We start from the raw sequence: 23,219 nt of genomic DNA on the forward strand, positions 1-23,219 counted from the left end.
CGGTGGCACAGGACGATCACGAATCGGGTGGCGGTGACTTGCGAACGTACAGCAGCCGGTCGCCCGCTTCGATGGCGTCGGCCTCCGGTGCGTCGACCCGGTAGAGGTTCCCGCCGCGCACCACGCCGAGCACCATGTCCGGCAGGTGCCGCGGCGAACCGCCGATCTCGGTGGCCTCCACGTCGCGCTCCGCGATCGCCAAGCCCGCCTCCGTCGAGAGCAGGTCCTCGAACATCTCCACCACCGACGGCGTGGAGGTCGCCATGCCCAGCAGCCTGCCCGCGGTGTCGCTGGAGACCACCACCGAGTCCGCACCGGACTGGCGCAGCAGGTGCACGTTCTCCGCCTCCCGGACCGCGGCCACCACGCGCGCCTTCGGCGCGAGCTCGCGCGCGGTGAGGGTGACCAGCACCGCGGTGTCGTCGCGCTCGGTGGCGATCACGATCGCGCTGGCCCGCGAGGCGCCTGCCACGCGCAGCACGTCCGAGCGGGTGCCCGAACCGTTGACCGTGACCAGGCCCTGAGCGGAGGCCGACTCCAGGGCGGCGCGGTCGGTGTCCACCACGACGATGCGGCCCGGGTCCGCGTCGTCGCCGAGCAGCGAGGTGACCGCCGAACGGCCCTTCGTCCCGTAACCGATGACGACCACGTGGTCGCGCACCTTGGACCTCCAGCGTTGGATCTTGTAAGCCTGCCGGGAGCGCTCGGTGAGCACCTCCAGGGTGGTGCCGACCAGCACGATCAGGAACAGCACCCGCAGCGGCGTGATGACCAGGATGTTGACCAGCCGGGCAGCATCGCTGACCGGCGTGATGTCACCGTAACCGGTCGTGGACAGCGACACGGTGGCGTAGTACACGACGTCCAGCAGGCCGATCTCGCCGCCGCTGGAGTCGCTGTAGCCGTCGCGGCCGATGTAGACGATGGCCACGGTGGCCGCCAGCGCGATCGACGCGTACAGGATCCGCCGCACGATCGAGCGCACCGGGCTGATCGTGCTGCGCGGCATCCGGATCACGCCGACCAGCGTGTGGTCCGGGCGGCCGGAGAGCTCGTCCTGCTCCCGGTGGACCAGTCGCTTGGACCCCAGCTCCATTACCCGCGCTCCCCGACGTCGTCACTCACGGCGCGCAACGTTAACGCCTCCGTACACAGCACCGAATTCGCGGGGGAAACCAGGTCAATCCCCATCCCGGAACCGGTATCCGGCGTTCTACCATGCAGCGGTGCAGCAGCGGCTACACCACGCAGCCCAGGCCCTCGGCTGGGACGGACGGCTGGTCCCGGACGTCGACGTGCTCGGCACCCGGTTCACGGCCGTCGCCCGCATCAGGCCCAACGTGCACCGGTGGCGGGTGCACAACGGCTGGGCTCCCGAGCTCGACCCGGCCTGGTTCAAGACCTGGTCCGAACCGGAACACCACGACCAGCTGCCCGTCGCGGCGGTCGACCTGCTCGGCACGCTCGTGCCGGTGTCCAGACCCGGCAAGGCCCTGCAGGCCTGCGGGATGCTGCTGACCTTCGCGCCCTGCGCGGCCGTGCTGCCCTCGCGCGGCACCGACGACGTGCTGTCGATGCTGGAGCTCGACTACTACGGCGCGGGCGCGGTGCGCACCAGCTCGCAGGGCGACGCCGAGCTGATCATCGCCCCGGAGGACCGCACCGCCGAGTTCGGCTCCTCCACCTTCGGCCGCTGGCTGCTGGAGGTCCTCTACTCCCGCCTGCTGGAGCCGGAGCCGGAGAACGCCTGAGCCCTGCTCAGGCCCCCGCACCACCGGAGGTCCTCAACGGCCCCGCGGCGAGCACGACGTAACTCCGCGCACCGACACCAACACGCGAAGTCCACGACCACCGAGCTCCCAGGACCTGCGGTGGAGCCGCCTTCTCCTTCGGTGAACGAGCAACCACCCCGCACCACCGGAGGTCCTTCGACGAGCAGGCAAGCAGCCCGAACCGCCGGAGGTTCTCAGCGGCTTCGTGGCGAGCACGTCGGGACGCCGTGTATCGGCATACATAGGGAGCGACGCGCGGAGTCCAGAAGGCGTCTCACGACCCGCTACCCGCACCGCCACGCAGCTCACTCCCCCGACAGCTCCCCTAAGCCAGGACGTACTCGTGCCAGTTGAGGGCTTCGGGGTTCCAGCGCATGCCTCGGCCCTCGCCGAGCATCTTGAGCGCCTGCATGGTGTGCGGCCAGCGGCGGATGACGTTGGCCATCGCCACCGGGGTCATCAGGTCGACGGTGCGGCGGTGCTCGCCGGGCCCGAGCAGGGCGGTGCCGCCCTCGGTGCGGATGATGTCGGTGAGCGGCCGCTGACCGGACAGCGCCGTCTGCTCCACGCTGATGATGGTGTGCGGCTGCAGCTCGTTGGGCCAGCTCTTGCGGTCGATGTCGGTGGGCACGGGCTGCTCGCAGCTGCCGCACTCGCACTCGAACTCCGGGGCCCAGCCGTGCTGCCGCCAGGACCACACGACGGCACCGCCGACGTCGAGGTCGTCGAGGGCCGCCACGTGCGGCCACGCCCCGATCACGGCCTGCAGCCGGGTCTGCTTCGACTGCTGCCGGGCGCCCGGGCCGTCGAACGACCAGGTCCCCTCGTCATCGCGATGGACCCGCACCAGCGGAGCGCGCATGGCCAGGACTTCGGTGTCCACGCGCACCGCGGCTTCCGGTGGTGTGCTGAGCTTCCAGTCGGTGTTCATCGAGGGCATACTCGATCGCCAGCCGATCCGGACTCAAGCTCCGCCACCCGAACGTGTAAATCTTGAACGAGCCCGTCACTCCGGTTTCGGCACCGCCGAGATGAGGTCGCGCAGACCGTCGGCGTCGCGCAGGTCGGCCGGGCGCAGGGTGTAGTCGTCGCGGACGTAGTGGAAGGCCGCGCGCACCTTCTCCAGCGATGTCCCGGACAGCTCCGCCCAGGCCAACCGGTAGGCGGCCAGCTGCACCGACAGCGCCGGGATCTGGTCGCCGCCGGGCACCGCGCCGGTCTTCCAGTCCACCACCGTCCAGCCGCCGTCGGCGTCGGCGAACACCGCGTCCATCCGGCCGCGGAGCACGATTCCCTCGACCTGCGTCTCGAAGGGGACCTCCACGCGGTGCGGGGTGCGGTCGGCCCACGAGCCGGCCAGGAAGGCCTCCTGGAGCTCGGCGAGGTCGGCGTGCACCGGTGCGGAGTCGTCGGCCGCGCCGGGAAGCTCGTCGAAGTCCAGCAGCGCCGAGGAGCTGAAGCGGTGCTCCAGCCAGGCGTGGAACGCGGTTCCCCGGCGGGTCATCGGGTTCGGCGGGAACGGCAGCGGGCGCCGCAGCCTGCGCGCCAGCCCGTCGGTGTCCCCGGCCAGCTCCACCAGCTGGCTCACCGACAGGTGCTCGGGCAGCCCGACCTGCTCGCGGCGCCGGGCCGCGGCGGCGCGCTCGGCCAGCAGCACGTCGACGTCGCGGGACCAGCCGTCCGGATCGTCCTCCTCGGACCGGTCGGTGCCCAGCTCCGCGATCGCGGTGCGCACCAGGTCTGCCCCGTCGGAGACGGCCTTGCGGCGCGGGCCGAGCGGGTCCACCGGCCACTGCGCACCGCGGACCTCCTCGGCCAGCGGGTTGGTGGCGTCCTCGTCCGGCGCCGGGGCCCACTCGTCGACCACGCCCACCCGGTTGCCCGCGACCACCTCGGCGACCTCGGCGAGGAAGTCGGAGGGACCCTTGGGCCGGTCGCCGTTCTCGCCCCACCAGTGCCCGGACAGCAGCAGGGCGCGCTCGGAGCGGGTCACCGCGACGTAGAACAGGCGGCGCTCCTCGGCCAGGCGCCGGGCCTCGAAGTCCTCCTCGTGCAGGCCCAGCTCCTCGCCGAGCTCCTTGCGGTCCACGCCCTCCAGCCGGTCGAGGTCCAACCGGGGCAGGTCCGGGGAGTCCCCGCGCAGCTCGGCGGGCAGCGAGGTCACCGAGCGCAGCCAGGACCCCGCCTTGCGCTTGCCGGGGAAGACGCCGGAGACCAGGTGCGGGACCGCGACGACCTGCCACTCCAGGCCCTTGGCGGCGTGCGCGGTGAGGATCTGCACGCGGTCCTCGGCGACCTCCACCTCGCCGGGCTCCAGGCCGTCCTCGGCGCGCTCGGCCGCCGAGAGGTAGTCCAGCAGCGAGGGCAGCGTCGCCGAGGGGCTGGCGGTGGTGAACGAGGTGACCACGTCGGCGAAGGCGTCCAGGTGGATGCGACCGGACCCCACCGGGCGGGCCAGGCTCTCGATGTCGAGCAGCAGGGTGCGCTCCACGTCGGCGACCAGCTCCGGCAGCGGCTGGTCCAGGCGGCGGCGCAGCGCGGCCAGCTCGCCGCCCAGCTTGCGGATCCGCCGGTAGCCATCGGCCGAGTAGCGCTCCTCCCCGCCCGGGTCGTCCAGCGCGTCGGCCAGCCCCGCCTGCACGGCGTTCTCGCCGGGCAGCGCGGCCTGCACGACCGCGACCGGGTCCTCGGAGTCCGGATCGCCGTAGAACTGGGCGCCGAGCTCGCGGGCGCGCTGCCACAGCGCGGCGAGGTCGGAGGCGCCGATGCGCCAGCGCGCGCCGGTGAGCAGCCGCGCGGCCGCGGTGCCCGCCAGCGGGTCGACCAGCAGGCGCAGCGCGGAGACCAGGTCGCGGACCTCGGGTTCGTCGAGCAGCCCGCCCAGGCCGACGACCTCCACCGGCAGCCCGCGCTCGCGCAGCGCCACCGCGATGTCGGCCATGTCGGCGCGGCGGCGCACCAGCACGGCCGCCGTTGGCGGGCGGCCGGTTTCGTCGATAGCGGCCTGCCACTGCGCGGTGATCCCGTCGGCCACCCACTCGCGCTCGGCCCGCACGTGCTCGGTGAGCGCGACGCGGATGTCGCCCTCGTTCGCGCCCTCCAGCGCGCGCAGCTCCTCGACCTCCAGGCCCGCCCGGCGCAGCGGTTCGGAGACCGCGTTGGCGACGTCGAGCACCTCGGCCGGGTTGCGGAAGCTGGTCAGCAGCCCGTAGCGGCGCGCGGGCGCGGGGTGGTCGACCTCGGTGCGCGGGAAGTCGGTGGTGAACCGCGGCAGGTTGGCCGCGCTGGCGCCGCGCCAACCGTAGATGGCCTGCGCGGGATCGCCCACCGAGGTGACCGGCAGCGGCTCGCCCTGCCCGAACAGCGAGCGCAGCAGGACCCGCTGGGCGTGCCCGGTGTCCTGGTACTCGTCGAGCAGGATGGCGCCGTAGCGCGCGCGCTCGCCCTCGACGACCTCGCGGTGGCCCGCGGCCAGGACCGCCGCCAGCGACATCTGGTCGGCGAAGTCCATCGCGCCCTCGCGCCGCTTGCGCTGCGCGTACTCCTCGACCATCGGCAGCAGCGCGGTGCGGAGCCGTTGCGCGGCGACGACCTTCACCATGTCCTGCGGCAGGTTCGCCCGCTGCCCCTTGGCGCGCGGCGCGTTCTCGATGATCGAGCACAGCTTCTCGGCGTGCGCGCGCAGATCCGACGGGTCCACCAGGTGCTCGGCGAGCTCGCCCGCCAGCGCGAGCACGTAGGCGGTGATGGTGGTGGGCACCTTGTCGGTGTCCAAGTCCTCGGTCCAGTTGGACACCACCCGGTGCGCGAGCTGCCAGGACGCCGTCTCGCTGAGCAGCCGCGCGCCGGGCTCCACCGGAACCCGCAGGCCGTGCTCGCCGACGATGCGGCCCGCGTAGGCGTGGTAGGTCAGCACCGTGGGCTCCTCGGTGAGCACGGTGGCGCGCAGCTGGCCGCTCGGGTCGACCTCGTCGAGCAACCCGGAACCGGCGAGCCGGCGAAGCCGCGCGCGGACGCGATCGGCGAGCTGGCGGGCGGCCTTGCGGGTGAAGGTCAGGCCCAGCACGCGCTCCGGGGTGACGATCTGGTTGGCCACCAGCCACACCACCCGGGCGGCCATCGTCTCGGTCTTGCCCGCGCCCGCGCCGGCCACCACCAGCGCCGGTTCCGGTGGTGCGGCGACGACTTCGGCCTGCTCGGGCGTGGGCGAGTGCAGGCCCAGCGCCTGGGCGATCCGCTGCGGACTGATCACTGCGAGACCTGCCTGCCGGCCGGGTGCACCGGGCAGCTGGTCCGCGCCGGGCAGCGGGAGCAGTCGGAGTTCTCCCGCGCGGCGTAGATCGGGCCGAGGCTGTCCGCGGCGGCCTGGTGCACCACGTTCAGCCAGAGCTCGAAGTTCTCCCGGTCGAACGGTTCCTGGGCGCGCTCGGTGGCCGCGCCGGTGCGGTCGGACTTGGCGACGTAGAGCAGCCGGGCGCCGCCGGGCTCGCCCTCCTCGCCGAAGGCCCCCAGCGCCGCGGCGAGCTGGTAGACCGCCAGCTGCGGGTGTTCGGCGGCCTCGTTCTTGCTGACCGGGGACTTCGCGGTCTTGACGTCGACGACCACCGGGCGCCCGTCGCCGTCGGACTCCAGCCGGTCGACGCGGCCGCGCAGCCGCAACCACGGCCCGCCGTCCTTGCCCGGCACCGTGACGTCGAGGTCCTTCTCCACGCCGAGCTGGGTGAGCTCGGCGCGGGACTGCACCAGCCAGTGGATGAACGCGTCGAGCATGCCCTCGACCCGCTCGCGCTCCCTGCGCGAGAACCACGGCGCGCCCGCGTCGACCTGCTCCCAGGCCTTGTCCAGCTCGGCGTGCAGGCGTTCGGTGTCGGCGCCGTCGGCGGCGGCCTGGACCAGCGCGTGCACCAGGGTTCCGGTCACCGCGGCGAGCTCGGCGGTGTCCTGGCCGCCGTTGCGCTCGATCAGCCAGCGCAGCGGGCACTTCGCCAGGATGTCCACGGTGGACGGCGAGACGCGGACCGGCTCGTCCGCGGCGACGATCGGTGCGCCGGAGGAGCTCTCGGGCAGGCCGTACCAGGAGTCCGGATCGGCACCCGGAACTCCGTCGGCGGCCAGCCGGGCCAGCTGGTGCGCGGCGCGGCGCTTGCGCTCCGGGCCCTCCTCCGGGTCGCAGACGACCTGGCGCAGCTCGCCGACCAGGTCGGCCAGGGTCAGGCCGCGCTCCGGCCGCTCCACGGGGCGCTCGGCCGAATCCGGGTCGCTCTCCACGCCGTCGAGCTCGTCGAGGAACCGGGAGGGCTGCTCGTCCTCCCCGCGAACCGCGCTGACCAGCAGGTTGCGCCGGGCGCGGCTGGCGGCGACCAGCAGCAGGCGGCGCTCCTCGGCCAGCAGCGGCGCCGTCGCCGACACCCGCTCGGCGGACATCCCGGAGAGCACGTCGACCAGCCGCTCCACGCCCAGCAGCGAACCGCGCAGCCGCAGGTCGGGCCAAGTCCCCTCCTGCACACCGGGAATCGCGACCACGTCCCACTCCTGCCCGGCCGCGGCGTGCGCGGTGAGGATCTGCACGGCGTTGTCCCTGGGTGCGGTCGGGGCCAGCGAGGAACCCGCGATCTGCTGACCCTCCAGCCCGGTGATGAAGCCGTAGGCGTCGTTGCCCGGGTTCTTGTCGACGTAGTTGGCCGCGGCGTCGAACAGCGCCACGACCGCGTCCAGGTTGCGGTCGGCCTGCATGCCGGTGACGCCGTGCCGCTCGGACTGGGCCACCCAGCGCTTCTCCAACCCGGAGGCCTTCCAGACGCGCCAGAGGGTTTCCTCCACGGTCTGGCCCGCCTCGATCGAACCGCGGGCGAGCTCCAGCAGCTGGGCGATCCGGCGGGCCGGTTCGGCCGCCGACTCCTCCAGCGCGGCGAGCTGGTCGCCGCCGTTGAGCACCTCGACGAGCAGCTCGCTGCTGGCGCGCCCGCCGCCGCTGGCCGAGTCCAGGCGCAGCAGACCGCGCTTGAGGCGGCGCAGCGCGAGCGGGTCGGCACCGCCGAGCTGGGAGTTGAGCAGTTCCTCGGCGGCCTGCCCGTCGAGCCGGTCGGGGCGCGCGGCGCAGCGCAGCAGGGTCAGCAGCGGTCGGACCGCGGTGCGCGCGGCCAGCGGCTGGTCGTCGGTCGGCAGCGTGATCGGCACCCCGGCGGCCAGCAGCGCGCGGCGCAGCACCGGCAGCGAACGGCCGGTGGAGCGCACCACCACGGCCATCCGCGACCACGGGATCTCCTCCAGCAGGTGCGCGCGGCGCAGCTGGTCGGCAACCCACGAGGCCTCCTGGGCCTCGGTGGCCAGCAACCGCACCTGCACCGCTCCCTCGCGCGCCTCGTCGGGCTCGACCAGGCGGCGCTGCGGGCCGTGACCGGGCAGCCGGGCCGCCAGGCGCTGCACCGCCTCCCGCACCGGCTTGGACATCCGATGATCGGTGGTGAGCGCCACCGTGTCCGAACCGTCGGGATCGGCGTCCAGGAACCCGCGCGGGTCGGCACCGCGGAAGGTGTAGATCGCCTGGTCCGGGTCGCCGGTCATGACGAACTCGGTCGCGGTGTCGGCGAGCGCGCGCACCAGGCGCAGCTGCAGCGGGTCGAGGTGCTGGGCGTCGTCGAGCAGCACGTAGCGGACCCGGTCCTGCTCGGCGGCCAGCAACCCGGGATCGGTGTCGAAGGCCAGCAGCGCGGTGGCGATCAGCTCGGCCGCGTCGACCGCCGGGGCCTGCGATCCGCCGGCGCCGCGCAGCAGCGTGACCTGCTCGTACTGCCGGGCGAAGCGGCCGGCGGCGACCCACTCCGGGCGGCCGTGCTCGCGGCCGAGCTCGACCAGCCGCTCCGGGCCCACGCCCCGCTCGGTGGCGCGCAGCAGCAGGTCGCGCAGCTCCTCGGCGAACCCGGGCACGCTCAGCGCCGGCTGCAGGGTCTCCGGCCAGTCCGGCGCACCGAGGTCGAGGTCGCCCTCCAGGAGCTCGCGCACCAGGGCGTCCTGGTCGGGCCCGGCCAGCAGCTGCGGCGGGGGCAGCTCGTCGCGCACCGCCTGCAGCCGCAGCACCGCGAAGGCGTAGGAGTGCACGGTGCGCACCAGCGGTTCCGGAGAGGTGCGCAGTCCCTCGGATCCGGCGAGCAACCGGGTGATCTCGGTGCGCATCCAGGACGCCGCGCGGCGGCTCCCGGTCAGCACCAGCACGTTCTCCGGCGACGCGCCGCGGTTTCGGATCCGGTCGGCGGCCAGCTCGGCGGTCAGCGTGGACTTGCCGGTGCCCGGACCGCCCAGCACGCGCAGGAAGCCGAAGGAGTGCTCCAGCGCGCGCCGACCGGCGTCGTCCCAGGTCGTGGTCCGCCGAGCGGTCTCGGCGCGGCGCACGAGAACGGGAGCGGTGGGGGTCGGCACGGATCCGATGGAACCACGAAGCGCCGTCAAGATCCCGAACGGGCGCGCGGATCTGTGCCGAACTTCTCCGGGAACCGACTGGGAACGGCCTGCGACCTTTGGTGGTGCAAACCAATTTGGGGCTCTGGCACATTCCTCCTCACCACGGGCCACCCCCGCCCGCGACCTGCGAATTCGCGTCCCCGAAAAGGCGACGCAACCCCCGAGGAGGAAGCGTGAGCAAGATCCGCACCAGCCTGCTCGCCGCTGCGGCGGCGGCCGGAGCCCTGGCGCTCGCCGCACCACCCGCGCTCAGCGCCGCGACCCCCGAAGCGCAGAGCCCGATCGCCGCGTCGCCCTACCTCTACAACGGCTGGGGCGAGCCGCCCTCGCCGTCCGAGGTCATGAGCGCCACCGGCATCACCTCGTTCACGCTGTCGTTCATCAACTCCGACGGCACCTGCAACCCCGCGTGGGACGGCACCCGCCCGCTGGACGGGCAGGACGCCGCCACCATCGAGGAGATCCGCGCCGCCGGCGGCGACGTGGTGCCCTCCATCGGCGGCTACTCCGGCACCAAGCTGAGCACCCCGTGCGCCGACGCGCAGGCGCTGGCAGGCGCCTACCAGGAGGTGATCGACGCCTACGGGCTCAAGGCCATCGACGTCGACGTCGAGGCCGACGAGTTCAACAGCAAGGCCTCCCGGGACGAGGTCGTCGAGGCCCTCAAGATCGTCGAGGAGAACAACCCCGGCCTGCTGACCGTGGTCACCTTCCCGACCACGACCACCGGCCCGAACGCCAACGGCGAGGACATGTTCGCCAAGGCCGCCGAGATCGGCGCCGACGTCGACGTGTGGACGCAGATGCCGTTCGACTTCAACGGAACCGACATGGCCCAGGACACCATCAACGCCACCGAGGGGCTCAAGGAGGCGCTCAAGAGCGCCTTCGGCTACAGCGACGCCGAGGCCTACGCCCGTTCGGGCATCTCGTCGATGAACGGCAAGACCGACGTCGAGGGCGAGCTCGTCGACCAGGCCGCGTTCCAGCAGATGGCCGACTACGCCGAGCAGAACGCGCTGGGCCGCTTCACCTTCTGGTCGGTCAACCGGGACCGCCCGTGCAACGGCGGCGACCCGTCCACCTGCAGCGGCATCGACCAGCAGCCGTGGGACTTCACCGAGATCGTCGCGGGCTTCCAGAGCTGACCCCGCACCCGAGCCGGCCCGCCCCGGGAGCGGGCCGGCGTTCCCCGCGCTCGCCCGCGAACGTGCCCTTTTCTCATCAGAAGTCCCCGAGCGCGCTCTCGGGGACTCTTGATGAGAAAAGGGCAACGTCCCGGCACCGGATGCAGGGGACGCGGGACTGCCCTGCGGATCTCGGGTGTTCTGGCTCGCCGGGAGGAGGTGTGCGGAGCGCGGCCACGGCCGTCGGGCGGGCGCGGTAGCTTCGTCGCATGGACGAGGAGACCTTCGAGCGGGTGCGGGACGTCGTCGCCTCGATTCCCGCCGGTCGGGTGCTGTCCTACGGCGACGTCGCGCAGCGCGCCGGGGTGAGCTCACCCCGGCTGGTGGGGCGGATCATGGCCGAGGACTCCGCCGACCTGCCCTGGCACCGGGTGCTCCGGGCCGACGGCACGGTGGCCCCGCACCTGCGCGAGCGCCAGCTCGCCGCGCTGCGCGCCGAGGGCGTCCTCGCCAACGGCGCTCGCGTGGACATGCGAACCCACCGCTGGGCCGGCTGACCGCCTCGCCCGTTCCGCCCGGAACGACTGCCCGGCGGCTCGCGATGTCGGCGCAGCTCCAGCGGCACCGTCAGGCCCGGGCGAAGTGGTCCTCGACGAGGCGGACCAGGGCCGCCGTCCGGGAGCGGTCCGGGGTGGCGTGCGGCAGGCCCTCGCGGGCGATGGGGGCCGCGGTGACCGGGCCGACGCAGGCGATGAAGACCTTCTCCCGCAAGGCTTCTCGCAGCACCTCGCCGCGGCCGGTGCGGTCGGCCCGGGCCAGGAAGTTCGCGGCCGCCGGCGCGCTGGTGAACGGCAGGGCGTGCACCTCGCCGGCGACCACCGCGTCGATGAGCCGATCCAGCGCGCCGAGGTCCACCGGGTCGGTCCAGCGGTAGACCGTCACCGGCACCACCTCCGCGCCCGCCTCGGCCAACCGGTCGCGGAAGTCCAGCATCGGGTCGCCGTGCACCTGCAGCACGACCCGCTCGCCGGTCAGATCCCGCTCCAGCAGGTGCTCCAGGATCTCGGCGGACTCCTCGTTCGGCGAGGTCCACTCCTCGCGCAGACCGACGCCGCGCACCGCGCCGCGGGCCTTCGCGCCCCGCGCCACCACGCGCGCCGACGCCAGGTGCTCGCGCAGCCGGTCGCCCGCGCCGTTGGCGTCGGCGGCCTCGAACCAGCCGCGGAAGCCGACGCCGGTGATCGCGATCGCGTGGTCCACCGGGGCCGACAGCACCTGCTCGGTCACCGCCGCGAGCTCGCCGTCCTCGGGCAGCGGGACGGTGTGCATCGCCGCGCCGAAAAGGACCCGCGCGCCGCGCCGCCGCAGCACCTCGCCGAGCTCCTCGGCCTTGCGCTCCGCGGTGATCCCGATCGTGTAGCCGCTCAGAACGTCCTGCACCCCCGCATCCTCACACACGACGCCGCCGGATCGGGTGTGACGTCGCGCGGGCGGGGCCTCCTCGCCTTTTTCATCAAGAGCCCCCTCCTGCGCCGCGCGGTCGGGAGGGATCTTCGATGACGAAAGGGTTAGAGCACTTCGAGGACCATCTGGGACGCGCGTTCCAGACCGGTGAGGGTCTGCGCGGACGAGCGCGGGTGCAGGGCGTGCACCGCGAGGCGGAACAGCAGCGCGCGCAGCAGGGCCTGCGGCCAGTCGGTCAGGTGCGACCAGCGCTCCACGATCGCCGGATCCGCGCCGCCCCAGGCCAGCGAGTCCACCACGACCACGGCGGCCGCCCACTCGGCCGGCCGCCAGTACGGGTTGAAGTCGATGATCCCGGGCGGCTCGTCGGGCGCGAAGAGCACGTTGCCGAAGAGGTCGCCGTGCACCACCTGCGGCTGCAGGCGAACCGCGCGCCGCGATCCCGCCAGCACGTCGTAGAGCCTGCCGCCCTTGTCCTGCGGCAGCGCGTACTCCTCCTCGCCCCAGGCCATCCGGTCGGCCAGCGCGTAGATGTCCTGCCGGGCCTCCAGGAAGCGGGGTTTGGCGAGGAACCGGCTCGCGGTGTGCAACCGCAGCGACATGGCCACCACGTCGTCGTGCCGAGGCTCCGGCTTGCCCGGGATGTCCCGGCTGGCCGACCAGCCCGACACCACCCAGCGCCCGTCGGTGGAGCGCACCGGGCGCGAGACCCGCACCTCGTCGGGCTCCAGCACGTCCAGGGTCTGCGCGACCCACGCGGCCTCGGCGGTGTTCGCGGCCGGCTTCAGCACGATCTCGCCGCAGCGCCAGGCTACCGCGCCCTCGAGTGCTTCGGCTTCTTCGACGCGCGCACCGAATGCCGCGCGCACGTGCGGCGGTGGCGGCTCCGGCGTAGTACTCACGCGACAGACGCTACATCGAAGATCGGCAGTTCAGCAGCCGACTCTCCGAGGCGTGCTCGAAACACGCGAAAGCGGTGCGCCGAAGGGCAAAAACCCGTCGGCGCACCGCCCCCGTCGATCAGTAGGTCGGCAGGCTGGTGTCGACCTGGTTGGCCCAGGCGAGCACGCCCCCGCCGACGTGCACCGCGTCGCCGAAACCGGCCCGGTGCAGCGCGGCCAGCGCCTCGGCCGAGCGGGCGCCGGACTTGCAGTGCAGCACCAGCTTGCGGTCCTGCGGCAGCTCGGCGAGCGCCTCGCCGGACAGGATCCGGTCCTTCGGAATCAGCTTGGAGCCCTCGATCTTGACGATCTCGTACTCGTGCGGCTCGCGGACGTCGATGAGCTCGAACTTCTCGCCCTTGTCGAACATGTCCTTGAGCTCCTGCGGCGTGATGGTCGAGTTGACCGCCGCCTGCTGCGCCTCGTCGGAGACCGTGCCGCAGAAGGCGTCGTAGTCGATCAGCTCCTTGATCGGCTCGCCCTCCGGGTCCTTGCGGATCTTGACGGTGCGGTAGCTCGTCTCCAGCGCGTCGTAGATCATCAGCCGGCCGAGCAGCGTCTCACCGATGCCGGTGATCAGCTTGATGGCCTCGTTGACCATGATCGAGCCGATGGAGGCGCACAGCACGCCCAGCACGCCGCCCTCGGCGCAGCTCGGCACCATCCCGGGCGGCGGCGGCTCGGGGTAGAGGTCGCGGTAGTTCGGGCCGTGCTGGTCCCAGAACACGCTGGCCTGGCCCTCGAACCGGAAGATCGAACCCCACACGTACGGCTTGCCCAGCAGCACCGCGGCGTCGTTGACCAGGTAGCGGGTCGCGAAGTTGTCGGTGCCGTCCAGGATGAGGTCGTAGTCCCGGAAGATGTCCAGGGCGTTCTCCGAGCTCAGGTGAGTCTTGTGCAGGTTCACCTGGACGTACGGGTTGACCTCGGCGATCGAGTCCTTCGCCGACTCGCCCTTGGGGCGGCCCAGGTCGGACTGGCCGTGGATGACCTGGCGGTGCAGGTTGGACTCGTCGACCTCGTCGAACTCCACGATGCCGAGCGTGCCGACACCGGCCGCGGCCAGGTACAGAAGCGCCGGGCTGCCGAGTCCGCCGGCACCGACCACGAGCACCTTCGCGTTCTTCAGGCGCTTCTGCCCATCCATCCCGACGTCCGGGATGATCAGGTGGCGGCTGTAGCGCGCGACCTCTTCCTTGGTCAGCTCCGACGCCGGCTCGACCAGCGGCGGTAGCGACGTTGCGCCGGACATTCCCAGCTCCTTCTCTGGTGACGGCGTCGCCGGCCACCGGCCGACCGACGCCTCAAGCGTCCACGTGCAGCCCGTCGAGGGCTCACGAAGTCTCTAACGCCAGCCTCCACGAATCCCATCCCGAGACCAACCGCCTCCCAGCATTCGGAACGATCGGCGGCGGGTGCGCGCGCCCGGATCAGGACGGGGCGATCACCGGGAAGGGCCAGGCGTTGGGCTTGCAGACGAAGCCGTCGGCGGCGATCTTGGTGCCCTGGTCGGCGACCTGGTTGAGCTCGTGCAGCACGTTGTTGGACGCGCTGAAGGTCTGCTGCATCATCACCGGCGCCAGCGCGCCGGGCGCGGGGCAGCCGACGTGGCCGTTGCCGAAGGCGTGGCCGACCTCGTGGTTGATCGCGTAGCGGCGGTAGTTGCCGATGTCACCCTCGAAGGCCTTCGCGCCGCGCACCCAGCGGGCGGCGTTGATGTAGACCATCTCGCCCTTGCGGCAGGAGCTGTCGTAGGGAACGCCGGCCGAGTAGCCGCACAGCACGCGCGCCGAGTCCTGGCTGACGAGGATCACCCGGAAGTCCGGGTCGGCGTCCTCGCCGACGCGCTGCAGCGAGATCCCGCCGGCCTTCGGGTTGGTCCAGCTGCGCGGATCGGACAGCGTCGTCTGCACCATGTGGCCGAACTCGGTCTCCGGGTCGGGCAGGTCCATGCCCACCTCGACCTCGACGGTGTAGCGGTAGAGCTGCCCCTGGCCGACCACCGGCGAACCGCCGGGCAGGACCTGGAAGGTGCGCGCGCCGGTCTTCGGGATCGGCGCGCCCGGCGGCAGGTCGGCGTCGAACATGTCCGACGGGTAGCGCTGCTTGGTCGGCGCCTCGGTGACCGCGGGCGGGGCGTTCCCGCCGGCGTCCCGGGCGCCCAGCGGTTCACCGCCGTCCAGCGGCGAGCTGGCACCGCTGAGCGTGGCGTCGAAGTCGTCCGGGCGCACGGTCTGGAACACCACCAGCGCGGTGATCACGACCAGCAGCGGCAGCGCGTAGACCTGCCAGCCGTAGCGGCGGCGCTTGCGGATGCGGTGCTTGGGCTGCTCGCGCTCGGCCGGGCGCCAGGAGGCCGCCAGCGGTTCGCCGCGCTGGTGCTGCTCCGCCCGCTCCGCGTCCGATCCCGGAAAACGGTGATCGTGCACGGAGTCCTCGGGTCGCTGCGGCGAACGCGTCACCCCGACAGACTGCCACACCCCGACCAGCTCACGGGCATCCGCTCACCTCGTGGAGCAACTCCCGCAACGGAGATCACCCGACTCGGGCAATCCGGATCTACCAGGCCTCCGCGCGGATCATGCCCAGCATCGCGCGCGCCACCACGCCGGGCCGCTCCATCTGGGCCACGTGCCCGGTCCGCGGCAGCACCAGCAGCCTGCCGCGCGGCAGCAGCATCGCGGTGCGCGGCGCCTTGCGCACGCTCACCACCTTGTCCTCGCTGCCCCAGATGACCAGCGAGCGCGCGCGGACCTCGGCGAGCCGGCGCCACAGCGAGCGCGAGGGCGGGCGCAGCCAGGACCGCCCCAGCTCGATGGTCGTGCGCGCCAGCGAGGGCCCGGCCCAGGGCAGCGCGGCGCGCTCGGCGAACTCCGCGGCCACCTGCAGCACCCGGTCCTGCGGCACCGAGTCGGGCACCGCGAAGCACAGCCGCAGCAGCTGCTCGACCCGCTGCTGCGGGCTCAGCTTGGCCATCGCGCGCCGCGCGGGGCGGCCGACCACCGGCAGCAGCGCGAGCGCCAGCCGCGGGTCGGAGAGCCTGCGCGGGTCCGGCCGCAGGTCCGGCATCGCCGGGGAGATCAGCGTCAGCGAGGAGACCAGGTCGGGTCGCTGCGCGGCCACCTCGATGGCCACCGCGGCGCCGAAGGAGTTGCCGGAGAGCTCCACCGGCCCGGTTCCCAGCTCGGCGAGCAGGCGGATGACCAGCTCCGCGTTGGCCTCCCGGGTGAACTCGAAGCCCTCCGCGGGGGCCGAGTAGCCGAAGCCCGGCAGGTCCACCGAGATGCTGCGCACCTCGGTGGCCAGCAGCTCGGCCAGGTCGGTCCAGTTGGTCGACGACCCGGCCAGGCCGTGCAGGTGCACGGCCGTCGGGGCGCCGGGCGGCCCCGGTGTCTCGCGCAGGTGCAGGTGCGCCTCGGGCGTGCCGGGCAGTTCGACGTGTCGGCCGGGTGGCGGCGCGGCCGGGAGGTCGCCCGGAGCAATCTCCTCGACCGCCAGCGGGACCCGGTTCAGATCCGGTCGGACCAGGTCGTTTTTCCTGGTGGACTCGGGTGCGGGCGCATCTGGCGCAGGTGTGCTCATCCACCCAGGATGCAGCGTTGGACGGCCGGTTTGCGGTATCTGCCTCTACTGGCGAGTAGAGTCAGGGCCCTGTCAGGCACCCGATCGCGGAAGGAAGAGGCGAGGATGACCGGGACCGCGCAGCCGAGTCGAGGTGTCCGGTTGCCCCGCGACGCGCGCCGGGCGCAACTGCTCGACGCGGCGCAGCACGTCTTCGTGCACAACGGCTACCACGCGGCGGCGATGGACGACATCGCCGAGCGAGCGGGTGTCAGCAAGCCCGTCCTCTACCAGCACTTCCCCGGCAAGCTCGACCTCTACCTGGCGCTGCTGGAGACCCACGGCAACGAGCTGGTCCGCCGGGTCCGCGACGCGATCGGGTCGACCTCGGACAACAAGCTCCGCGTGCGCGCCGCGATCGACGCGCTGTACGAGTTCGTGGCCGGCGAGGACCAGGCCTTCCGCCTGGTGTTCGAGTCGGACCTGCGCGGCGAGCCCGCGGTGGAGAAGGCGGTGGAGAACGCGCTGTCCGGCTGCATCGACGCGGTGACCGAGGTGGTCGCCGCCGACGCGGGCCTGGACGCCGGGCGCGCCCGCCTGCTCGCGGTGGGCCTGGTGGGACTGTCGCAGGTCACCGCGCGCGACTGGCTCGCCGAGGGCCAGCAGATCTCGCGCGAGGAGGCCGTCGACCTGATGTCCACCCTCGCCTGGAAGGGCCTCGCGGGCTTCCCCCTGCACCCCTCGGCGTAGCGCGGCGGTCTCAGGCCGAAGCGCTCGGGGCGCTCGCGAGCAGCGAGGCGACGCGGGAGGCGACCTCGTCGGCGCGTTCCATCGGGAGCATGTGGCCCGCACCGGGGTAGAGGACGAGCTCGGCCTCCGGCAGCGCGTCGGCGATCCGCTGGGCGTGCGACACGGGCGTCAGCCGGTCGCGGGTGCCCGCGAGGATCACCGTCGGGATGCCCGCGATCCGCTCCAGCGCGGTCAGCCGCTCGTGCACCGCCAGCGATTCGCGGTAGGAGGCCGTGCTGGCCGGGTGCGTGCTCGCCACCCAGTCCGCGGCGGCCGCCACGTGCTCGCGCTGCGGCCGGGTGCCGAACAGCAGCCAGCGGATGCCCGGGCGAAGCCAGCGGGAACCGCGCGCCACCCGCGCGCCCCGGGAGGCCGCGAGCCGGGCGCGCAGCAGCCGCTCCCCCGCGTTGAACACCGCGGCCGCCGGGCGCGACAGCCGGAAGTCCGGCGCGCTGAGGTCTCCCGCCGAGGTCCCGACCAGGGCGATGCCGGACACGCGCCCCAGCAGCTCCGGGTGGCGCTCGGCCAGGGCCATGATCGTCATGCCGCCCATCGAGTGCCCGGCCAGCAGGACCCGGCCGGACGGCACCCGGGACTCGATCAGCTCCGCGAGGTCGTCCGCGCAGCGCTCGATGGTGGCCAGCCCGGGCTCGGCCGGGGCGCTCCCGCCCTGGCCGCGCAGGTCGAAGCGCAGCGCGCGCACCTCGCCGGGCAGGCGCTCGACCACCCCGTCCCAGGTACCGCTGGCCAGCGTCCAGCCGTGCACGAGGACCGCCGTGACCGGCGCATCGGCCGGACCGGATTCGGCGATCCGCAGCCGCGCGCCGTCCCGCGCGGTGAACTCCGTCGAACTCATTCGATCAGCAGCGCCTTCCGCAACCAGTACCTGCCGGGCCCGCCGGCCAGGCCGCTCTCCTCCAGGAAACCGATGATCTTCTCCCCGCTCCAGCGCAGGTGGGCGTGGTAGTGCGGGTTGCTCCGCGCCACCCGGTGCGCCCGCTTCGGATCCAGCCCCACCGAGCGGTAGACCCGCGGGTGGATCAGCGACAGGGTGATGAAGTAGGACACCAGCCCGGTCATCAGCTGGTGGTAGGCGCGTTCGAACGGGCCGCACTCGGCCATCCGCCGCACGACCTCCTCGCGGGCGAACGTCACGTGCCGGGCCTCCTCCAGCACGTGGATCCGGTTGACCATGCGCACCAGCGGCTGCACGCCGGGGTCGTTCATCTGATCGCGCTGCAGCCGGTCCAGGATCTCCTCGGCGACCAGGATCGACGCGTAGGCCGAGGGGCCCTTGAGCACCGCGGGCAGCAGCTTGCCGCCGAGCTTCACGTACTTCATCGGCCCGTAGGCCGGCGCGCCGACCCGCGCGGCCAGCTTGGCGAACATGGTGGAGTGCCGGCACTCGTCGCCGACCTCGGTGAGCATGTACTGGGCGTGCTTGCTGGTCGGGTCGGCGTCGTAGAACTCCTTGAGCAGCATCTGCATCAGCAGCACTTCGAAGAACACGCCGTTGGTGGCGATGCTGACCAGCTCGTGCTTGGTCAGCTCCAGGCGCTGCTCGCGGCTGAGCCGCTCCCACAGCTCGGTCCCGTACAGCGAGGACCGCTCGAACGGGATGTAGGGCTTGGACTCGTCCAGCGGCGCGTCCCAGTCGACGTCCACCTCGGGGTCGTAGCTGTTCTTCGCGGACGAAGCGAGCAGTCGGCCCGCGGTCTTCTCCCGGTCGTTGACCTGCAGGATCCCGCCCATGAAGTGCTCACCCTCTCGCCGTTGAGATTGCGTGTTACTTCAAGTAACAGATACGTTGGGTAGCGTGAGTGAGATCTCCCGACCTGTCAAGGCCGCGCGAACGGACGGGTCGCGCGGCGACGCCCGCAAGGAGCGCTGGCGGGAACACCGCCGCGCGCGCCGCGCGGAGCTGGTGCAGGCCGCGGTGCGCGCCATCGGCGAGAAGGGCGCCGAGGTCGGCATGGACGACATCGCCGCCGAGGCCGGCGTGAGCAAGCCCGTGCTCTACCGGCACTTCAGCGACAAGAGCGATCTGCACCAAGCGGTCGGCGAGTGGGGCACCACGCTGCTCATGGAACGCCTCGAACCGCTGTTCCTGCAGCGCGACGCCACGCCCAACCAGCGCATCCACCGCCTGCTGGACGCCTACCTCGGGCTGATCGAGGAGCATCCGGACCTCTACCGGTTCATCGTGCAGCGCACGTTCGCCGACCGGCCCGCCGAGTCCGACCCGGTCACCGCCGAGAAGACGATGATCGCCAACTCGCTGTCCCGGCTGCTCGGCCGCTACCTGCGCGCGCTGGGGCTGGACTCCGGCGGCGTGGAGGTCTGGAGCCACGGCCTGGTCGGCATGGTGCAGTCCGCCGGTGACTGGTGGCTGGACCGGCAGTCGATGAGCCGCGCCGACCTGATCGGCTACCTGGCCCAGGTGATCTGGGCGGCCATCGAGGGCGTGCTGCGCTCGGCGGACATGACGCTCGATCCCGACCAACCGCTCGACCTGCTCGACGAGCACCTGCAGGAGGAGGACGACGATGTCTGACGAGCACGAGGACGACTACCGGGGTCCGGCCACCATCCGCGCCGAGGATCGCGAGCTGGCCGCCGAGGTGGTGCTGCGCGGGTTCTTCCAGCCGATCGACGGGAAGTTCCACTGGTACGGGCGGGCCGCCGCGGACGCCGCGATCGACGAGCTCGCCGGTGGCCGCAAGACCGCCGTCGTGCTGCGCACGCCGGACGGCGAAGCCCCGGCGACGCTCTCCGAACCCGACCCCTGGGGCCGCTACCGCATCACCGGAACCGGCAAACCCCCGTTCGCCGTGGAGAGCTGACGCCCCGCCCGGAGCTGCGGACCCGGCGGACGCCGAAGGCTCCCGGTCCCGGGCGGAACCGGGAGCCGAACCGAAACGAGGGACGCCCGTCGCCGGACGTCCCTCGTTGTGCGAGCTCGCGCCGCGCAGCTCACTCCACGCCGAAGCCCACGCGGGGCGCATCCGCCGGGCCGATCTCCACGTAGGCGATCTTGGTCGACGGGATCATGATCTGCCTGCCCTTGACGTCGGTCAGCGCCAACACCGCTTCGTCCTTCTTCAGGGTGTCGGAGACGAGCGACTGGATCTCCTGCGGCGTCTGTCCGCTGTCGACCGTCAGCTCGCGCGGGCTGTCCACGACGCCGATCTTGACCTCCACGCCGAACCTCCGTTGGCACTAGTACCGATCTGGATACCGCCAGGCTATCCCAGCGGTCGGCCGCACACCCGCGACCCGCGCTTCGCCGAGAGCGATCGGTGCGGCTCAGCCCAGCCCGAGGCTGGACATGCGCTTGCCGTGGTTGCTCTGCAGGCGGCGGAACATCGCGCCGATGCCGGTGAGATCGCCGGAACCCTTGATGATCAGCTCGGCGAGCGCGTCGCGCTCGGCCACCACCCGCTGCGCCTGGGTGATCGCCTCGCCGAGCAGCCGCCTGCCCCACAGGGTCAGCTTGTCCCGCAGCGCCGGGTCGTTCTCGCAGGCCGCCAGCACCTCGCGCTCGGCGAACGCCGAGTGCCCGGTGTCGGCCAGCACCGCCAGCACCAGCTCGCGGCTGGAGGCGTCCAGCCACTCGGCGATCTCGCGGTAGAAGTCGGCGGCCAGGCCGTCGCCCACGTAGGCCTTGACCAACGACTCGTGCCAGGAGTGCGGGGCCGTCGACTCGTTGAACGCCTCGAACGGCTCCGCGAAGGGCTGCATGGCCTCCTCCACGGCCACGCCCCGCTCGGCCAGCGCCCGCTCCAGCTTGCGGTAGTGGTCGATCTCGGCGGCGGCCATGCTGGACAGCGCGGCCCGGCCGGTCAGCGTCGGCGCGGTGCGGGCGTCCTCGGCGAGGCGGTCGAACGCGGACAGCTCCCCGTAGGCGAGCGCCGCGAGCAGATCCACGACACCTTCTTGGTAACGTTCGTCACTTTCTTCCGGCTCCGTGGCGCGCTGGTCAGCCTCACTCATGCCCGCGAGCCTAGCCCGCGGCGCGCCCGAGTTATACGCACCACGTCGTGTTCGCGGTCAGAACAGGTATCCTCGGCACCGGAGGAGCAGATCGGCGTCCGGCGGCGCGGTCGAACACCGCGGGGCCGGAGATCCGCAGACGTCACGGTCCGGGCGACGGGAAGCCCGAGCGGGACGGCCCGGACACTGCCGGCGCGACGCGGCCCGAGCGAACGGCTCGCAGGCTCGTGGCGCGCACGCGACGCCGAACGACGACAACGAACCAACAGCGGGTTCAAGCACCGCTGATGAAAACGGCGCGCACCATTACGTCGGTGACCACGAGCACGCAGCATCCGCGAGCCGGACGCCGTGCCTGGAGGACGTCGCCACGGATCGGCCCGAAGCCGGGACGCACGCGCGCAGGCACCGAGAGAGGCGATCATTCTGACGTTCACCAACTCCCAGGCCCCCGGTGGCTTGGACGAACAGACCGGGGGCGGTTCCCCCGACAGCACCACCGAGCATTCCCCCGAGGAGCACCTGGCTCCGACCTTCGCCGAACTGGACGTGCACCCGGAGATCGTCCGAGCGCTGCGCGAGTCCGGCATCGAGCGCACCTTCGCCATCCAGGAGCTGACCCTGCCGCTGGCGATGCGCGGCGAGGACCTCATCGGACAGGCCCGCACCGGTACCGGCAAGACCCTGGGCTTCGGCGTCCCGCTGCTGCACCGCGTGCAGGCCAACGGCGACGGCACCCCGCAGGCCCTCGTGGTGGTTCCCACCCGCGAGCTGTGCCTGCAGGTCACCCGCGACCTCACCGAAGCGGGCAAGCACCTCGGCCTGCGCACCCTGGCGGTCTACGGCGGCCGCCCGTACGAGGAGCAGACCTCGGTGCTCAAGGAGGGCGTCGACGTCGTCATCGGCACCCCGGGCCGCCTGCTGGACCTCGCCGAGCAGCGCCAGCTGGTGCTGGGCAAGGTCAGCGGCCTGGTGCTCGACGAGGCCGACGAGATGCTCGACCTGGGCTTCCTGCCGGACATCGAGCGGATCCTGAACATGGTCCCGGAGAAGCGGCAGACCATGCTGTTCTCGGCCACCATGCCGGGCCCGATCCTGACGCTGGCCCGCACCTTCATGACCCGCCCGACGCACATCCGCGCCGAGCAGGCCGACGACAGCGCGGTGCACGAGCGCACCCGGCAGTACATCTACCGGGCGCACTCGATGGACAAGCCCGAGCTGATCGCCAAGGCGCTGCAGGCCGAGGGCCGCGGGCTGACCATGATCTTCAGCCGCACCAAGCGGCAGGCGCAGAAGCTCGCCGACGAGCTCACCGAGCGCGGCTTCGCCGCGGGCGCGGTGCACGGCGACCTGGGCCAGGGCGCCCGGGAGAAGGCGCTGCGCGCCTTCCGCTCCGGCAAGGTCGACATCCTGGTGGCCACCGACGTGGCCGCCCGGGGCATCGACGTCGCGGGCGTCACCCACGTGATCAACCTGCAGTGCCCGGACGACGAGAAGAACTACGTGCACCGCATCGGCCGCACCGGCCGCGCGGGGCGCGAGGGCGTGGCGATCACGCTGGTCGACTGGGACGAGGAACCGCGCTGGAAGATGATCAGCGACACCCTCGGCCTGGACAAGCCGCACCCGGTGGAGACCTACTCCACCTCCGCGCACCTGTTCGCCGACCTGGACATCCCCACCGACGTCACCGGCAGGCTGCCGCTGGCCAAGCGCACCCGCGCCGGGCTGGACGCCGAGCAGGAGACCGGCGGCGAGCCCAAGCGCTCCCGCGGTCGGCGCCGCACCCGCGGCGGCAAGCAGCAGAGCGGCGAGGGCCAGCCGGAGGCCAAGCAGGACGAGACCCGCCCCGCGCGCCGCCGTCGCAGGCGCACCCGCGGCGGGCAGTCCGAGGAGGTCTCGGCCGAGGTCGGCGCGCAGCAGTCGGAGTCCCCGGATCCCGGCGGCGAGTCCGCCGAGGGCGGTGACCGGCCGCGCCGCCGGCGTCGTCGCGGTGGTCGCGGGCGCGGTGGCGGAGCCTCCGCGGGCCCGTCCCAGCCGCAGGAGGGCTGAGACCCCCAACGCGACATCTGCGCGAATCGGGCGTCACCCGGACGGCATCAGCCGTCTCC

20 protein-coding genes are annotated in these 23,219 nt (G+C 72.7%); 7 read left to right on the forward strand and 13 right to left on the reverse strand.

Annotated elements, in window-relative coordinates; genetic code table 11:
* Nucleotides 1–16 precede the first annotated feature (16 nt).
* On the reverse strand, nt 17–1,096 hold the full coding sequence (locus ACFQRI_RS17225; RefSeq protein ID WP_380669745.1) for a potassium channel family protein: 1,080 nt from the start codon (nt 1,094–1,096) through the stop codon (nt 17–19).
* Between the two features lie 130 nt (nt 1,097–1,226).
* Between ACFQRI_RS17225 and ACFQRI_RS17230 the strand changes: the two genes are divergently transcribed.
* The gene (locus tag ACFQRI_RS17230; RefSeq protein ID WP_380669747.1) at nt 1,227–1,751 is read left to right on the forward strand and encodes a hypothetical protein; all 525 of its coding nucleotides are present in this window, start codon (nt 1,227–1,229) and stop codon (nt 1,749–1,751) included.
* 346 nt (nt 1,752–2,097) lie between these two features.
* Here the strand turns inward: ACFQRI_RS17230 and ACFQRI_RS17235 are convergent, their stop codons facing one another.
* The 3 genes from ACFQRI_RS17235 to ACFQRI_RS17245 form a co-directional block, all read right to left on the reverse strand.
* Nucleotides 2,098–2,703 carry a hypothetical protein gene (locus ACFQRI_RS17235; RefSeq protein WP_380669749.1) on the reverse strand — a complete coding sequence of 202 codons (606 nt, stop codon included), beginning with the start codon at nt 2,701–2,703 and terminating at the stop codon, nt 2,098–2,100.
* Nucleotides 2,704–2,778: 75 nt separating this feature from the next.
* Nucleotides 2,779–6,024 (reverse strand): ATP-dependent helicase, encoded by a 3,246-nt coding sequence (locus tag ACFQRI_RS17240; protein ID WP_380669751.1) that lies wholly within the window; start codon nt 6,022–6,024, stop codon nt 2,779–2,781.
* The gene (locus ACFQRI_RS17245) at nt 6,021–9,188 is read right to left on the reverse strand and encodes an ATP-dependent helicase (RefSeq protein WP_380669753.1); all 3,168 of its coding nucleotides are present in this window, start codon (nt 9,186–9,188) and stop codon (nt 6,021–6,023) included. The genes ACFQRI_RS17240 and ACFQRI_RS17245 overlap by 4 nt, the downstream gene beginning before the upstream one ends.
* Nucleotides 9,189–9,403: 215 nt before the next feature.
* Here ACFQRI_RS17245 and ACFQRI_RS17250 point away from each other — a divergent pair, with 215 nt between their 5' ends.
* Nucleotides 9,404–10,378 (forward strand): chitinase, encoded by a 975-nt coding sequence (locus ACFQRI_RS17250; RefSeq protein WP_380669755.1) that lies wholly within the window; start codon nt 9,404–9,406, stop codon nt 10,376–10,378.
* 248 nt (nt 10,379–10,626) lie between these two features.
* On the forward strand, nt 10,627–10,914 hold the full coding sequence (locus ACFQRI_RS17255; protein WP_380669757.1) for an MGMT family protein: 288 nt from the start codon (nt 10,627–10,629) through the stop codon (nt 10,912–10,914).
* A 70-nt stretch (nt 10,915–10,984) separates the two neighbouring features.
* On the opposite strand, the gene ACFQRI_RS17260 is transcribed toward ACFQRI_RS17255, so the two are convergent.
* From ACFQRI_RS17260 to ACFQRI_RS17280, 5 genes are all read right to left on the reverse strand, one after another.
* Entirely contained in the window at nt 10,985–11,797 is an 813-nt protein-coding gene (locus ACFQRI_RS17260; protein WP_380669759.1) for a uroporphyrinogen-III synthase, read from the reverse strand.
* A 128-nt stretch (nt 11,798–11,925) separates the two neighbouring features.
* Complete coding sequence (locus ACFQRI_RS17265) at nt 11,926–12,723, reverse strand: TIGR02569 family protein (RefSeq protein WP_380669761.1); 798 nt, start codon at nt 12,721–12,723, stop codon at nt 11,926–11,928.
* A 118-nt stretch (nt 12,724–12,841) separates the two neighbouring features.
* Nucleotides 12,842–14,014 carry an adenylyltransferase/sulfurtransferase MoeZ gene (gene moeZ / locus ACFQRI_RS17270; RefSeq protein ID WP_380669763.1) on the reverse strand — a complete coding sequence of 391 codons (1,173 nt, stop codon included), beginning with the start codon at nt 14,012–14,014 and terminating at the stop codon, nt 12,842–12,844.
* A 178-nt stretch (nt 14,015–14,192) separates the two neighbouring features.
* A complete protein-coding gene (locus tag ACFQRI_RS17275) occupies nt 14,193–15,191 on the reverse strand; it encodes a DUF3152 domain-containing protein (protein ID WP_380669765.1) in 999 nt (332 codons plus the stop codon).
* 130 nt (nt 15,192–15,321) lie between these two features.
* Nucleotides 15,322–16,344 carry an alpha/beta fold hydrolase gene (locus tag ACFQRI_RS17280; RefSeq protein WP_380669767.1) on the reverse strand — a complete coding sequence of 341 codons (1,023 nt, stop codon included), beginning with the start codon at nt 16,342–16,344 and terminating at the stop codon, nt 15,322–15,324.
* A 105-nt stretch (nt 16,345–16,449) separates the two neighbouring features.
* Here ACFQRI_RS17280 and ACFQRI_RS17285 point away from each other — a divergent pair, with 105 nt between their 5' ends.
* On the forward strand, nt 16,450–17,073 hold the full coding sequence (locus ACFQRI_RS17285) for a TetR/AcrR family transcriptional regulator (protein WP_380669769.1): 624 nt from the start codon (nt 16,450–16,452) through the stop codon (nt 17,071–17,073).
* Between the two features lie 10 nt (nt 17,074–17,083).
* On the opposite strand, the gene ACFQRI_RS17290 is transcribed toward ACFQRI_RS17285, so the two are convergent.
* Nucleotides 17,084–17,968 carry an alpha/beta fold hydrolase gene (locus tag ACFQRI_RS17290; RefSeq protein WP_380669771.1) on the reverse strand — a complete coding sequence of 295 codons (885 nt, stop codon included), beginning with the start codon at nt 17,966–17,968 and terminating at the stop codon, nt 17,084–17,086.
* Nucleotides 17,965–18,864, reverse strand: coding sequence for an AurF N-oxygenase family protein (locus ACFQRI_RS17295; protein WP_380669773.1), 900 nt, complete (start codon nt 18,862–18,864; stop codon nt 17,965–17,967). The genes ACFQRI_RS17290 and ACFQRI_RS17295 overlap by 4 nt, the downstream gene beginning before the upstream one ends.
* A 64-nt stretch (nt 18,865–18,928) precedes the next feature.
* Between ACFQRI_RS17295 and ACFQRI_RS17300 the strand changes: the two genes are divergently transcribed.
* Both ACFQRI_RS17300 and ACFQRI_RS17305 read left to right on the forward strand, forming a co-directional pair.
* Nucleotides 18,929–19,666 (forward strand): TetR/AcrR family transcriptional regulator, encoded by a 738-nt coding sequence (locus ACFQRI_RS17300; protein ID WP_380669775.1) that lies wholly within the window; start codon nt 18,929–18,931, stop codon nt 19,664–19,666.
* Nucleotides 19,659–19,955 (forward strand): DUF4873 domain-containing protein, encoded by a 297-nt coding sequence (locus tag ACFQRI_RS17305; protein WP_380669777.1) that lies wholly within the window; start codon nt 19,659–19,661, stop codon nt 19,953–19,955. The genes ACFQRI_RS17300 and ACFQRI_RS17305 overlap by 8 nt, the downstream gene beginning before the upstream one ends.
* A 130-nt stretch (nt 19,956–20,085) precedes the next feature.
* Here the strand turns inward: ACFQRI_RS17305 and ACFQRI_RS17310 are convergent, their stop codons facing one another.
* Both ACFQRI_RS17310 and ACFQRI_RS17315 read right to left on the reverse strand, forming a co-directional pair.
* Nucleotides 20,086–20,313: a DUF3107 domain-containing protein gene (locus tag ACFQRI_RS17310; protein WP_380669779.1), complete on the reverse strand. Its 228-nt coding sequence runs from the start codon at nt 20,311–20,313 to the stop codon at nt 20,086–20,088.
* 105 nt (nt 20,314–20,418) lie between these two features.
* Nucleotides 20,419–21,105 carry a ferritin-like fold-containing protein gene (locus ACFQRI_RS17315; RefSeq protein WP_380669781.1) on the reverse strand — a complete coding sequence of 229 codons (687 nt, stop codon included), beginning with the start codon at nt 21,103–21,105 and terminating at the stop codon, nt 20,419–20,421.
* A gap of 522 nt (nt 21,106–21,627) precedes the next feature.
* On the opposite strand from ACFQRI_RS17315, the gene ACFQRI_RS17320 reads away from it, so the two are divergent.
* Nucleotides 21,628–23,160, forward strand: a complete 1,533-nt coding sequence (locus ACFQRI_RS17320) for a DEAD/DEAH box helicase (RefSeq protein ID WP_380669924.1) — start codon at nt 21,628–21,630, stop codon at nt 23,158–23,160.
* Nucleotides 23,161–23,219 lie beyond the last annotated feature (59 nt).

This window comes from Saccharopolyspora griseoalba (assembly GCF_042665275.1).
GTDB classification, from domain to species: Bacteria; Actinomycetota; Actinomycetes; order Mycobacteriales; family Pseudonocardiaceae; genus Saccharopolyspora; species Saccharopolyspora griseoalba.